The sequence below is a fragment of the Citrobacter sp. Cpo040 genome (genome assembly GCF_030332915.1).
Classification (GTDB): domain Bacteria; phylum Pseudomonadota; class Gammaproteobacteria; order Enterobacterales; family Enterobacteriaceae; genus Citrobacter; species Citrobacter portucalensis.
In genome coordinates this window covers 384,706-398,689 of sequence record NZ_JAOWGX010000034.1, presented here as the reverse complement: position 1 = coordinate 398,689, position 13,984 = coordinate 384,706, and the positions used below count along the sequence as shown (strand labels likewise).

The 13,984-nt window shown below is 48.0% G+C and carries 12 protein-coding genes; 9 read left to right on the top strand and 3 right to left on the bottom strand.

The window, feature by feature from the left end; genetic code table 11:
• From OGX86_RS06705 to OGX86_RS06690, 4 genes are all read left to right on the top strand, one after another.
• Nucleotides 1-969, top strand: a complete 969-nt coding sequence (locus OGX86_RS06705; protein WP_136391837.1) for a threo-3-hydroxy-L-aspartate ammonia-lyase — start codon at nucleotides 1-3, stop codon at nucleotides 967-969.
• 127 nt (nucleotides 970-1,096) lie between these two features.
• Nucleotides 1,097-1,726 carry a helix-turn-helix transcriptional regulator gene (locus tag OGX86_RS06700; RefSeq protein WP_128316552.1) on the top strand — a complete coding sequence of 210 codons (630 nt, stop codon included), beginning with the start codon at nucleotides 1,097-1,099 and terminating at the stop codon, nucleotides 1,724-1,726.
• A gap of 422 nt (nucleotides 1,727-2,148) precedes the next feature.
• Nucleotides 2,149-2,643: a putative pterin-binding protein gene (locus OGX86_RS06695; protein WP_048226632.1), complete on the top strand. Its 495-nt coding sequence runs from the start codon at nucleotides 2,149-2,151 to the stop codon at nucleotides 2,641-2,643.
• Between the two features lie 17 nt (nucleotides 2,644-2,660).
• Complete coding sequence (locus OGX86_RS06690; RefSeq protein ID WP_048226634.1) at nucleotides 2,661-4,589, top strand: putative bifunctional diguanylate cyclase/phosphodiesterase; 1,929 nt, start codon at nucleotides 2,661-2,663, stop codon at nucleotides 4,587-4,589.
• A 12-nt stretch (nucleotides 4,590-4,601) separates the two neighbouring features.
• Here the strand turns inward: OGX86_RS06690 and OGX86_RS06685 are convergent, their stop codons facing one another.
• Nucleotides 4,602-5,561: a YbgA family protein gene (locus tag OGX86_RS06685; RefSeq protein WP_136391836.1), complete on the bottom strand. Its 960-nt coding sequence runs from the start codon at nucleotides 5,559-5,561 to the stop codon at nucleotides 4,602-4,604.
• A gap of 320 nt (nucleotides 5,562-5,881) precedes the next feature.
• Here OGX86_RS06685 and OGX86_RS06680 point away from each other — a divergent pair, with 320 nt between their 5' ends.
• The 5 genes from OGX86_RS06680 to trpS all read left to right on the top strand — a co-directional run bounded on the left by OGX86_RS06680 (nucleotide 5,882) and on the right by trpS (nucleotide 10,952).
• Complete coding sequence (locus OGX86_RS06680) at nucleotides 5,882-6,247, top strand: VOC family protein (protein WP_048214280.1); 366 nt, start codon at nucleotides 5,882-5,884, stop codon at nucleotides 6,245-6,247.
• 126 nt (nucleotides 6,248-6,373) lie between these two features.
• Nucleotides 6,374-6,610, top strand: a complete 237-nt coding sequence (locus OGX86_RS06675) for a hypothetical protein (RefSeq protein ID WP_048226638.1) — start codon at nucleotides 6,374-6,376, stop codon at nucleotides 6,608-6,610.
• 108 nt (nucleotides 6,611-6,718) lie between these two features.
• Complete coding sequence (locus OGX86_RS06670) at nucleotides 6,719-7,828, top strand: AI-2E family transporter (protein WP_136391834.1); 1,110 nt, start codon at nucleotides 6,719-6,721, stop codon at nucleotides 7,826-7,828.
• Nucleotides 7,829-7,947: 119 nt separating this feature from the next.
• Nucleotides 7,948-9,732, top strand: coding sequence for a diguanylate cyclase (locus OGX86_RS06665; RefSeq protein WP_213786274.1), 1,785 nt, complete (start codon nucleotides 7,948-7,950; stop codon nucleotides 9,730-9,732).
• Nucleotides 9,733-9,947: 215 nt separating this feature from the next.
• On the top strand, nucleotides 9,948-10,952 hold the full coding sequence (gene trpS / locus OGX86_RS06660; RefSeq protein ID WP_048214282.1) for a tryptophan--tRNA ligase: 1,005 nt from the start codon (nucleotides 9,948-9,950) through the stop codon (nucleotides 10,950-10,952).
• A 109-nt stretch (nucleotides 10,953-11,061) separates the two neighbouring features.
• Here the strand turns inward: trpS and OGX86_RS06655 are convergent, their stop codons facing one another.
• Nucleotides 11,062-12,105, bottom strand: coding sequence for a ParB/Srx family N-terminal domain-containing protein (locus OGX86_RS06655; RefSeq protein WP_213786279.1), 1,044 nt, complete (start codon nucleotides 12,103-12,105; stop codon nucleotides 11,062-11,064).
• 155 nt (nucleotides 12,106-12,260) lie between these two features.
• Complete coding sequence (locus tag OGX86_RS06650) at nucleotides 12,261-13,955, bottom strand: NAD-dependent malic enzyme (protein WP_136392508.1); 1,695 nt, start codon at nucleotides 13,953-13,955, stop codon at nucleotides 12,261-12,263.
• Between the last annotated feature and the right edge of the window lie 29 nt (nucleotides 13,956-13,984).

Sequence of the window (13,984 nt, the reverse complement as noted above, 5' to 3'; positions counted from 1 at the left end):
ATGACTGAAATGACACTGCCTGATTATAACGATGTTGCCGCTGCGGCAGAGCGCATCGCAGATTATGCCAACAAAACGCCGGTGATGACCTCCCGAACGGTAAATGAAGAATTTGGCGCGGAAGTCTTCTTTAAGTGCGAAAACTTCCAGAGAATGGGCGCCTTCAAATTTCGCGGCGCTATGAATGCGCTACGCCAGTTCACGCCACAACAACGCGCTGCGGGCGTCGTGACATTTTCTTCCGGCAACCATGCGCAAGCCATTGCCCTGTCAGCAAAGTTGTTGGGTATTCCAGCAACAATTATCATGCCGCATGATGCCCCGGCGGCCAAAGTTGCGGCGACGAAAGGCTATGGCGGAAAAGTGGTAACTTACGATCGCTATACTGAAGATCGTGAAAAAATTGGTCGGGACCTGGCAGAGAAACAGGGGTTAACGCTGATCCCCCCTTACGACCATCCGCACGTGATCGCAGGCCAGGGCACCGCCACAAAAGAGCTAATTGAAGAGGTGGGTCAGTTAGACGCCCTTTTCGTGTGTCTGGGCGGTGGCGGCCTGCTCTCAGGATCCGCCCTGGCGGCCAGACATCTGTCTCCTGACTGCATCATCTATGGTGTCGAACCTGAGGCGGGTAACGATGGTCAACAGTCGTTTCGTAGCGGCAAAATAGTTCATGTCGATACGCCCAAAACCATTGCTGACGGTGCCCAGACTCAACATCTCGGGAACTATACGTTTCAGATTATCAAGCAAAACGTGAACGATATTCTGACTGTTTCAGACGCTGAGTTAATCGCCTCAATGAAATTTATCGCTGAACGCATGAAAATCGTCGTTGAGCCGACCGGGTGTTTGGGTTTTGCTGCCGCCAGAGCGCGTAAAGCTGAGCTTCGCGGCAAGAAAATCGGCATTATCATCAGCGGTGGAAACGTGGATATCAGTCGCTACAGTGAATTTCTGGCCGGATGATAAACAGGGTATCTGCCATGCAGATACCCTACTTTTACTGTCTTTACACTCCTGTCTGGAAAAACGCTCCCAGGTCACTGTAAACTGCTCGCAATCATGGCAACAGACATCACCGCAGGAGACTGGCATGCCAAAAACCGACAATAACTCGCTTCTCAGCCAAATTGATACTATCGCCAGGGGATTGAGTGAGACCTTCTCTCCGTTTTGCGAAGTGGTGGTTCATGACCTCAAAAATCCAGAACATGCCATTTTGTCCATCCATAATAATCTTTCCGGACGTCAACCTGGCCAGCCAGCAACCGAGCTTGGCCTGGCGAGAATCGCATCACCTGACTTTCCCAGCATCATTGCGAACTACAGTAATCAGTTTGCCGATGGCCGTCCGGTGAAAAGTACTTCCATTGGCATCAAGGACGAAGACGGCAAATACGTAGCGGCACTTTGCCTGAATGTCGATATGACGCTGTTCCGTGGTATGCAGAGTGCTCTTGCGCGTTTTACTGAAACTGAAAATTCCCCCATTAAGGAACATATCGATCCCGGCAGTAATGAAGTCATCCGCCAGCGTATTGATGACTTTGCCGCTAAACGCGCGACGACGGCCCGAGCCCTTAAACCTCAAGACCGTAAGCTGCTGATTCAACAATTACGCCAGGACGGTTTGCTGAACGTACGCAAATCTATGGACACAGTAGCGCAGCATCTGGGCGTATCGAGGGCCACCGCCTATCTGTATGCTCGCCAGTCAGCTTAGGCGAGAGAATAAACGGGTTCAGATAGACCACACTTGCCGCGTATAGAATTTCTGTCCTTGATTCCCGACACGAAGCGCTCCCGCTCCACTAAAAGCGGCTTCGTGCCCGATATAGTTACCCACCAGTAAACAACCAAATCCAGCTGCAGTGAAAAAATAAACCTTTATTTTCGTGCGTATTTATTGGCACTGAGTAAATAGATGATTTATTTTTGTACATACATAGTGAAATTTAGCTTTACTCAAATAACACACCAGCATTTTTAATGCACCACAGCAGAACAAGCGACAACTAACTCACTGATTTAAAAGAGTTAAAAAGCTATTGAAGTTATTACACCAATAATACCCATGCAATATATATAAATAGCGTGATATCTAAATTATAATTCTTTAACATCCGGCTGATTGGTGAGGTAAGAATGCGGTTAATGATCATGTTGGTAAGCTTTGTACTCTCCACCCAGCTATGGGCAGGTGAACTTTCCAGGCCCACCGGTAAAGTGCTTTTAACGCTGTCGGGTAATATTGAAAATACAAATGCAGACGGGAAAGCCATTTTTGATACCGCCAGCCTTGAGAAGCTGGGCATGGTCAGTTTCCAGACCACTTCCCCCTGGTATAATGGACGCACTACCTTTACGGGTATTCCGCTACAAAAGCTCATGGATTATGTCGGGGCGAACGGCTCTGTTGTTAAGGTCACTGCGCTCAATGACTACACCACCGTTATCCCTCTTAGTGATTTCAAAAAATACAATGCTATCCTTGCGTTAAAAATCAACGGAAAATATATGCGCATCCGTGACAAAGGCCCGTTATTCATTGTGTACCCCTATGACAGCATGCCAGAACTGAATAATCAGATTTATTATTCAAGGTCTGCATGGCAGGTCAGTAGTATGGATATTGAGTAAGCGTTCAGAGGAACATCATGAACAGAATACTGGCTGGCATCATCTTTTTTCTTTTTATATCTACCGGGTATATCTCTTTCCTCGTGCATGAACGGCAACAAGAGTTACAGAAACTGACTCACTACACCGATTCCTGGTCTGCTGCTCAGCTGGTATCACAATATTACCGATTTGAATCGTTGCTTGGTCTTTACACTATCGATGATACGATGAATCTCGATGATGTACGCATGCGCCTCGACATTATGCTTAGCCAGAGTGATTTGATAAAAGAAGGTGACCTGGGGCGCTACATCGAAAGCAATATAGCTCACCGTGAACTGGCGGTAAAACTTGAAAATACCCTTAATTTTCTGGATGTTAATCTAGAAAAAATGAACCGTTCAGCACTCCAGGCTTATCTGAAAAAAATGCATACTCTGGATGCGCCACTGGGTCGTCTTTCATCTGGTGCGTTAAACAAAGATGTTAACTCGATCAATAACGCCAACCAAAAAATTCAGACGCTGTACTATATTTATTCTGCAACCTCTGTGCTGCTGATAATACTGAGTGCGATTCTGGGCGTGCTCATTTTCTATCAAAACAGAAATATTCTGCGGGCGCACCTGCAGGTCAAGAGTCTTGCCGAAGAACTGCAGAAATCTAAAGAAAAACTGCAAATGCAGAATGCTAAACTAGAATATGACGTCTACCATGACTCTCTTACCGAGATGAATAACCGTCAGCTATTCTGGAGCGATTTAAATAAAACAATTGAGAGAGCAGAAAAAAATCACGATTCTGTGACTGTGATGTTGTTTGATTTAGATCGATTCAAAGAGGTAAATGATACGTATGGTCATGATGCCGGTGATATGTTGCTACGCCAGATATCAGACCGACTGGTTTCGATGAGCCTTACCTCGGATACGCTGTATCGCCTGGGTGGAGATGAATTTGCGTTTCTCTCAAGCGGCCTGACAGAAAGCCACGCCGTTTCGCGCGCCCAGAAAATATGTGACTTTATCAGCCAGCCCTACACTATTTATAACACGATTATCAACATAACCACCTGTGTTGGCATTGTTATCTCAGACACTGAACGTCGTTCCGACTATCTTTATAAATTTGCCGATCTGGCCCTTTATGAAGCCAAAGGTGAAGGCTCTGGTAAGATAAAAGTCTTCCGACAACGAATGTTAGAAAAGCTACAAGAAAGCAGAACGCTTGAGCATGATATGGCATTGGCAATAGTGAACAAAGAATTCGTGGTTTATTATCAGCCCATTGTTGACTCCTTCAGCCAGGAAATTTATAGCTATGAAGCCCTAATTCGTTGGCTCCATCCTCTAAAGGGCCTCCTGTCGCCGGATAACTTTATTCCTGTTGCTGAAAAAACCGGAATGATTAATGAGATGGGGAAAGCTGTGCTTGAAATTGCCTGCCGGGAAGCGGCTTGTTGGGCGGTTCCGGCTAAAATTTCAGTGAATGTCTCTCCTGTCCAGCTAAGCAGCAAAGCCTTTGTCGGTATCGTACTGTCTATTCTGAAAGAAACTGGACTCCCAGCCGATCGTCTTGAACTGGAAGTAACAGAATCCTCTCTCTTCACTGAGAGTACGACGCCGATGAATACACTTAATAAACTCAGAGCCATGGGTGTAAAAATCTCCATCGATGATTTTGGTACCGGATATTCTTCCCTTTCGCGCCTGAGCAGGCTTGCCTTCGATAAAATTAAAATAGACAAGTCGTTTGTCCATTCAATATCCACACAGGAAGATGCGCTTAATATCATCAAACTGATCACCGGCATGGCGAAATCCCTCAATATGAAGGCTGTTGCTGAAGGTGTTGAAACGCAGGAACAACTAAAAAGCCTTCAGGCGCTGGGCTGCGATTTCGCCCAAGGATATCTGTTTGGTAAACCTCAGCCTTGTATCGATGAGAAAATCAGAAACGGTTGAATCGCTCTCAGACTATTTGATCATCAACCGTAGCGCTAAATCATTCGGATAAGGATCAAAATAGTTCTGGGTAAGCAGATAGCTGTCTGGGTATTCAGCCAGATAGTGCTTGAGTAGCGTCAGAGGCGCCAATATTGGCAGCAGCCCACCGCTATAGTTGAGGATAACGTCACGTAACTCTCCGCGCTGGCGGGTGTTCAACTGTTCGCGGAAGTAGCCCTGGATATGCATCAATACGTTGGTGTGATTTTTCCGTGAGGCGGGCTTTTTGAGGATCGTCATGAGCTTTTCACGATAGACAACAAAAAAAGCCTCCAAATCATCCCACTGGTGAAGCGAGGCAACGAATGGGCCGATTTCCCGGTAACCGGCCTGGTGATGAGCCAGAAGCTGGAGCTTATAGCGACTGTGAAAGTTGAGTAAGCCATGGCGAGTAAGACCATTGGCCCGCAGCCTATTAAGCTCATGCAATGCGAACACGCGTTCGACAAAGTTCTCCCTCAGCACCGGATCGTGCAAGCGGCCATCTTCTTCGACTGGCAACCACGGGTAGGTTTCCATTAACGCGCCAGTAAACAGACCAGTCCCTTCTTTTCGCCCACGATTTCCCTTCTCGTCATACAGTCTCACTCTTTCCATACCGCAACTCGGTGATTTAGCACAGACGATAAAACCCGAGAGGCCACCAAGTCCCTGAAGATATGAGTTGGTGAAATCGGACATTTTATCGGTTACATCCTCACCAGGCTCATGGCTAAAACAGATGCGGACATTCCCTTGGGCGGTTTGAACCAGACGCAAAGCGGGACGTGGTACAGGCAAACCGATGGACATCTCTGGGCAGACAGGTTTGAAAGTCACCCACTGAGCCAGCTCGTCCATCACAAACCCCATCCGTTTATGCCCACCGTCGAATCGCACGGCTGAACCAGTTAAACATCCACTAATCCCGATGACAGGCTGAGTGTTCATAGCGACCCCCTCGTTAATTGACGACCCTTTTCGGGAAAAAATGACGGTTTCACTATTAAATCATAGCGTAAGTTATCTGCTGTGAGTTGAACTGATAGATGCAAGTGTAAGTATCCCCCATAATCGTGCCATTCCTAATGAATATTTAGGCGGGATACAAACCAGGCAATCAAAGAATCCAATTAAAACAGCAAAGGCAGGTACTGTAGATATATAGATCTCTAAATTGATGTTCATCACATTGACAGGTTCTTACGTGAATGCGACTTCAATCTCTTTATATACTCTTTATTTGTTCATATCTTCATGAGGAATAAAGAATGTTCGATCATGTGAAAATCGGTGTAAGTGATTACGAAAAAAGTAAAATTTTCTTTCTCAACGCGCTTCAGCCGCTTGGCGTAGAACTCATCGATGAAGGCACACCAAGCTACGGTGTTGAAATGGGCTCCGAGAATGTTTCACTTTGTCTGTTCCAGACGAATGACAAGCCGGCTCCTCTGCATCTGGCGTTTGTCGCAAAAACCCGGCAGCAAGTTGATGAATTTTACAATGCTGCTTTGCGCACGGGAGCCCAGGATAACGGAGCACCTGGCTTACGTTCCTATAGTGAAAACTACTATGCCGCATTTGTCATTGCACCTGATGGCCATAATATTGAGGCTGTCTGCCATGCGCCGGACTGATTAAGGTGCAGTTTGGATATCGAAAAATTATGCGACGTTGATTTTAAATCTGCCTGAAGAGCTGTAATAACGCTGCTTATTTGAAGTCAAGACATAAGAGTATCGTTGAAAAGAAGGAATTCGTATATGTCTAAGATTAAGTTTGAACTGAGGCGAGGAAGCGATGTGCTACGTGATGGCATGTATCTGGAATTATCTGTCAGTGAGACATCTCCTTTACGGCAAGTGGCTGAAGTTTTCTATTCTGACGTTACACAAGATTTCTTTTTGACCTGCTACGAAGAGAGTATCCCTCTTGAAGCAGTGGAGAAATTGATTTCGGAGGCGAGGATAGCTCTCCCGCCAGTGAAGCAAGGACAATAAGAATGTAGCCTTAGTGCAACATCTTTATTCTAAATATCTGCTGCTAAAGTTGGTAAATCCCCTGAACGGTTCTATAGTCGGGACTGTTTCTCATTACAGGGTTCACTAATGCGATTTAACGGACTAACTAAAGGTTTCTTCATTTTCATACTTGCCCTCGTGACCTGGGCGTTCTTCGATGTATTGTCCCCCTACTTTTCCGCCATTTTGTGGGCCGCGATATTAACGACTATCTTTAACCCGGTAAAAAACAGACTGCGTAGCGCGCTTGGCGAACGCAACGGGCTGGCATCATTGATTACCATCGCCATTATCTGTCTGATTGTCTTTATCCCGCTGATGGTAATCCTGTCATCGCTGGCCATTGAACTGAACGTGGTATACACCAAACTGCAACAGAATGACACGCAGTTCCCGGAAGTCGTCACTTCTATTCTTTCGTACCTTCCTGATTGGGCCAGAGGATTTCTGGCAGAACACAATCTGGATGATGTCGCGCAGATCCAGAAAAAACTGTCCGATGTCGTGCTGCAAGGCGGGCAGTACCTTGCTGGCAGTGCATTTCTGATCGGGAAAGGCACATTCGGCTTTGCTATCAGTTTTGGCATCATGCTGTATCTGCTGTTCTTCTTACTGAAGGATGGACCGTATCTGGTGCGCCAGATTCTGGACTCATTACCCCTTTCTGATTTTGCCAAACAGCACCTGTTTGCCAAATTCGTCGGCGTGACGCGGGCAACCGTTAAGGGCACGGCGGTCGTCGCTTTGGTTCAGGGTATTCTTGGCGGCATCGCGTTTGCAATTGTGGATATCGACGGCAGCGTTCTGTGGGGGGCGTTGATGGCGTTTCTCTCCCTCGTGCCTGCCGTGGGCTCAGCGATCGTCTGGGTACCTGCAGCAATATTCCTGTTCGCCACCCACCAGCTATGGCAAGGGCTGTTTATCGTTGGCTTCTTCGTGATTATCGTTGGGCTGGTGGACAATATCCTGCGCCCGCTGCTGGTAGGTAAAGACACCAAAATGCCGGACTATCTGATTTTGATTACCACTCTCGGCGGCATGGAGATCTACGGCATTAACGGCTTTGTGATTGGCCCCCTGATTGCTGCACTATTCATAACCTGCTGGAACCTGTTTTCCGGGCGTGACCATGAAGGTAACGTGGAAGGAATCGACGAAGCCTTTATGGAAGAAGGAAAAAATCCTCCAGATTTATGATTGCAGGACGATAACAGAAGGCGGTTTCGGGACCGCCTTTTTTATTTTCACGCAAAATCATGCGTTTCCTATAATTGCAATCATGCGTATTCATTAATCGTCGCAGAAGGAACTAATCAGTGCGAATTGCCACAATCACCAACTGGGCCTATAGCGCGACGGTATGCCTGACCATCGCTTCAGGCGTTGTCATGCTGATGGCATCCAGCGCCGATAACACAGAACGCCAGGTGGTAGAACAGCGTTATCAGTTCGATCAACTTACCGAAGAAGTCGAACTCGATGCCTGGTCGCTGTCCGACCTGGCACGCGACTATGTTATTGCAAAAGATCCTGAGGTGCTTGACGCCTACCGTCAGAAAGAAACGTCCCTGAAAGCTGTTGAGCATCGTCTGTCGAAGCTCAAGGACCTTGGAGCAACGGATGAAGAGCTGGCGCTATTGCACGAAGGGCTGCAGATTGTTGATGCCCTGCAGGACGAGCAAGCTGCGGCGTTTGCCAGCATCGCGCGCGCAGAAGAGTCGCAGGCTATTGCCCTGCTCTATGGGAAAAGCTATGAACAGGAACTGGAACGCGCCCAGGACCGGATAGATCATTTCCGCCAACTGCTCGATAACCGCGTACGTAATACGATTGAAGATGCAACCCAGTCATCCCGCATGCTGCGGACGGCCTCTGAAGTGATGGTCGGTCTGACGGCGCTGCTGTTTTTATTCGTTCTCGGTTTCATTTTAAAGCGTCGCGTCCTGCGCCCCGTCGTGCGTTTGAGCGATGTCGTAAACCGTCTCGCATCGCAGGATTATGCCGTTGAGACGCCCAGTTTTAACCAGATAGATGAAATAGGCGACATGGCACAGGCGATCCGGATATTTCGCGAGAACGGTCTGGCGCGTCAGAGACTGGAGAAAGAGCGAGATGCAGACTGGGCAATCCGCGATCTGCTGGCGCGCATGACGCAACGTCTGCAGGGTTGCGAGAGTTTTGCCGATGTCATCAATGTGGCAGAGCTGTTTGCACCGAATATTGCTCCAGGTATTGCCGGGCGGCTTTACATACTGGACCAGGAACCCTGGCAAATGCGCTGCGTTGCACAATGGCTTTCTCCGCAGGGTAAAGCGGATGCGTTCCACCCGGACGAATGCTGGGCTGTGCGCCGCGGCCAGAGTCATCCTCCGGTACAAGGTGAACCCGATATCGCCTGCTACCATCTGCCAGAGTCATGCCAGCACCACACTCTGTGCGTCCCGCTGATTGCCCAGGGCGAAGCCATCGGCCTGCTCTCATTCCAGAACCTTAGCGATCATTCCGCCCCCTCCCGTGCATATCTGGAGCTGATGGCAGAAGCACTCGGCCTCGCATTAGCCAACCAGCGTCTGCGTGACGCCCTGCTGGAGAAAGCGCTCTACGATCCGCTAACCGGACTGCGCAACCGTCATCATCTTGAAGATACACTGCGTACCCAGATGAGCCAGGCAGTGCGTAACAAAGAACCGATCAGTTGCCTGATGATCGATATCGATCATTTTAAAAGTATTAATGACCGCTTTGGCCATGAGGCAGGCGATAGCGTAATCAAAAGTATCGCTGCGACTATTCAGCGCGTTGTCCACGACAGCGGCATGGCCTTCCGCTACGGCGGTGAAGAGTTTCTGGTACTGCTGGCCAATACGGATGAACAGGCCGCTAACCGCTTTGCTACGGAAATCTACAACGGCGTACGCGAACTGTCGCTGCGCTTTGGCGTTTCCGATATTGGACACGTGGATGTCTCTATAGGTGTCGCCAGTTACCCGCAGCATGCCCAGAGCGACAACCTGTTACGCGCCGCAGATGTCGCACTGTACCGCGCGAAAGAGTTAGGTCGTTCGCGCATTGTGAGCTTTGGCATGCTGGAAGCGAGCTGATATGAGCCAGCACTTCGGGCATTGCTTTACCTCTACGCCAGGTGGTATGTTAATTGGATGAACACAAAACACGATATCAACGGTTTTAATCACAACCTGTGGTGGCTGCCTTCTTAAAGGCGGTCAGAATGTGTTTTCCTCATTTTAAATAACCGCCGAAAGGCGGTTATTTGCATTTAGAGACCCCTTTCGGTTTTATGACTAAGGAGTCTTACATGAACAATAAAACCATCATCCTCACTGGCGATCGTCCCACCGGCCCGCTGCATCTTGGCCATTATGTGGGGTCATTGCGCCAGCGCGCCACGCTGCAACACGATTATCAGCAGTTTATATTGGTGGCTGACCTACAAGGGTTAACCGATAACGGCAGCACACCGCAAAAGATCCGCAACAATATTCCCGAAGTACTTGCCGACTATCTTGCCGCAGGAATAGACCCGTCACTTACCACCATCTGTCTGCAATCTGCACTGCCTGCTCTCGCAGAGTTAACCGCGCTTTATATGAACATCGTCACCGTGGCTCGCGTGGAGCGTAATCCTACGGTCAAAAACGAAATTGCGCAGAAAGGGTTCGCCCGCTCGTTACCGGTTGGTTTTCTGGTTTATCCCATCAGTCAGGCGGCAGATATTACGGCCTTCAAAGCCGAAGTCGTTCCCGTCGGCGACGATCAGTTGCCAATGATTGAACAGACTAATGAGATAGTGCATAAGATGAATAGCCTGTTACCGGCCCCCGTCCTATCGCACTGCAAAGCGCTGCTGAGTGAAACCAGCCGCCTTCCAGGGATCGACGGAAATGCCAAAATGTCAAAATCGCTTGGTAACACATTGCTCCTGTCAGCCAGCGAAGAAACCATTCACCGCGCGGTCAGCGCAATGTACACCGACCCTAATCATCTGAAAGTGTCCGACCCAGGGCAAATAGACGGCAATATGGTATTCACTTACCTCGATGCTTTTCATCCGGATAAAGCAAAAGTGGCGGAAATGAAAACGCATTACCAACGGGGTGGACTGGGTGACCGGACATGCAAAAACGAGCTGGAAGTGTGCTTGCAAGAACTCATCGCGCCAATGCGCGAGCGGCGTGCAACCTACATTCAGGATAAAGGCATGCTGATGGCGATGCTCAAAAAAGGAAGCGAGCAGGCGCACGAGATTACGCAGCAGACATTAAGAGAAGTGAAGCAAGGACTGGGTTTGCCGGTGTTCTGATATCGAGTTGCAACAGGAGCGATAAGTAACGATGACTCCCGTCTGAATGCCACCGCCGGGAGTTATCAGAAGCTGGCTCGCGTTTTATCGAAAAAATTTAGGGTAAAAATCAATCTCCTTTAACCCGCTGAAAAATCTTGTCCCGATACGCATCAAGATGATGTTTTTGCAGATAACGTTCCACCTCCGTAGCCCATTGGGTTCCCTCACCGAGAGTAGCGCGGCTATGCGTTGACGCGTAAAGATATCGTCTGTCATAGAGACTAATCAGCGTCTGATTTACCGCATTGACACTGTAATTGGGGTTGTTAGCCAGCTGCTTTTCCAGCGACTGAACGATACGCGCCTGATGGGCAGCATCGGCAGGATATTCCGTTTCATTAAGCTCGCTCAACACCAGAAATAAAGGGGGGATCTGCTCTTCGATCGCCGCCTGTAATCGATAATGCCCATCAAGGATCACATAAGATCCTAATCCGGCGATATACCAGACCAGTATCGGCGGCAACGTCCCCTCTCGGCATTTTTTACGCCACCATTTTAATCTCCCCGTATTGGGTTGAATGGCATAACGCCCCCGCAGCAAATAACCGCCCCACCACCAGTCAACCAATCTGACGTTTTCCGGCTGCGTCAGATCAGGGAAATCTTCAACGTACAGCGTCCATTGGCAGTTAATATTTTCAGTGCTTTCTGGCGCTGAGAAACGCCAGTTTTCTAACGCAATGGGTTGGGGACTGGAATAGCGCGATGAACATTGAATCGGTAACATCGGTCTTATCAACCAACGCTGCGGTGAGAGTAATGGTGTTGGCGCATTCATTAACTGACGAACAAAATACCGGCACCATTCGCCGATCCGCACCTGCTCGCCTTTGGCTTTTATCCGTTCAATATCTTCAGAAGTTACCGCAGGTAATATCTCCTGGCTCCGTGGATGATCTGCATTAAAAACCAGCCAAACGCCGGAATGATCTTCAAGCATTGAAGCCCAGAATAACGGCTCTCCGGCGAGCTGCAATGCCATACGCCCAAAATGGCCACTGAGCATTTCCATCGCTGGCTCAGTTCTTTGATTTTCTTTGAAGATCAGTTCCAACCCTTGCCACTGGTTATTACGATCAACCAGGTCTTTCCACCAATAATCTGTCATTGCTGCCTTCCCTGAGTAACGGGTTAATATCCCATGACCTTCGCCATCGGTCAGCAAGGGTGTCTTGCGTTGAGAATAAGATGCATTGTGTCAAAATCCAACCTCCCTATCGATGAGTGGCGTCAATCCCCCTCCAGAGAGGAGGTTGATTAGCGTCAGTATGAGGTCCGTCTGTATTGACGATACTGCGGATGCCAAAAAATCTCGTCAATTTTGCCTCGTAATGATTCCTCCGGTATACGAATGGCTACGCCATCGCGTTGCGCTGCAATACCAACACTAAAGGCAATGGCCTTTGTTACCTCCTGAATATTATTTATATCCGGTAATAATGGAGAATCTTTATTGCTTTTCATTGGCGAAAAAGAGGCTAACGTTCGGCTTGCCGTTATTAACATATTTTCTGTAATTCGTGTGGCGCGGCTTGCCAGACACCCTAGACCAATACCAGGGAAGATGTAAACATTATTACATTGTGCAACGGGATACTCCTTCCCTTTGTATATTACGGGATTAAATGGACTTCCCGTTGCAACAATGGCGTTTCCATCTGTCCATTCAATAATATCTTCCGGCCTCGCCTCGACCCGCGAAGTTGGGTTGGATAACGGCATGATTATTGGGAGCTTACAGTACTTGTACATTTCCCTAATAATAGCTTCGCTAAACAAGCCTGGTTGGCCGGTAACACCTATCAACACCGTAGGATGTGCGTGACAAACAACATCCATCAGCGTCATTTTTTCGCTTTCCACACCCCAGCTTTCGACGATCGTTCGAGGCTGTGACAGTTGTCGCTGAAAAGGTGGAAGGTTTGCCTGGTCATCAGTCAACAATCCGAACCGATCCACCATATAAATTCTGGCGCGAGCTTCCACTTCAGACAAGCCTTCAGCGATCATCTGCTGAATAATATGCTCCGCAATACCGCAACCAGCCGATCCGGCCCCCAGAAATACAACTGTTTGCTCGCATAATGAACGACCGGAGACTGAGCTTGCCGCCATTAAACATCCTAGCGCGACGGCAGCAGTTCCCTGGATGTCGTCATTAAAACAGCACATCTCATCTCTGTATCGCTCCAAAAGAGGAAGTGCCGTTTGCTGAGCAAAATCCTCGAATTGCAGTAGGACCTCAGGCCATCGACGTTTAACCGCGTTTATGAACATATCCACAAACTCAAAATATTCTTCCCCGGTAATTCTTGGGTGACGCCATCCCATATAAAGAGGATCATTTAGCAGTTGAGAATTATTGGTTCCAACATCCAGCAGAATGGGTAATGTATTTGCCGGATTTATACCACCGCAGACGGTATACAAAGACAGTTTGCCGATTGGAATCCCCATGCCGCCAATACCTTGATCCCCAAGTCCCAGGATCCGTTCACCATCGGTGACGACGATGACACGAATATGCTGTTTCGTGGCATTGTGCAATATATCATCGATTTTATGGCGATCCGGCCATGCGATAAATAACCCTCTGGCCCTACGGTAAATATCAGAAAAATGTTCGCATGCATGGCCAACAACAGGTGTATAAATAATAGGTAGCATTTCTGCTAAATGTTTATTCACCAGATAATAGAATAGTGTTTCGTTAGTGTCCTGAATGTTCCTAAGGTAGATATGCTGTGCAATAGCAGACTTAAAATCGCTAAACTGGCGATATGCTCGATGGGATTGCTCTTCAATTGTTTCAACTGCATTGGGTAGCAACCCTTCCAGATTGAATATCACTCGTTCCTCTTCGCTAAAACCACTTCCTTTATTAAGAAGAGGAGATTCGAGTAGAACAGAACCTGAGTAAGGAATATAGAGCAAATTATCTACATTTTCATTTAACATAGTGTTCATCCAGATAAAAACCTTCCGTA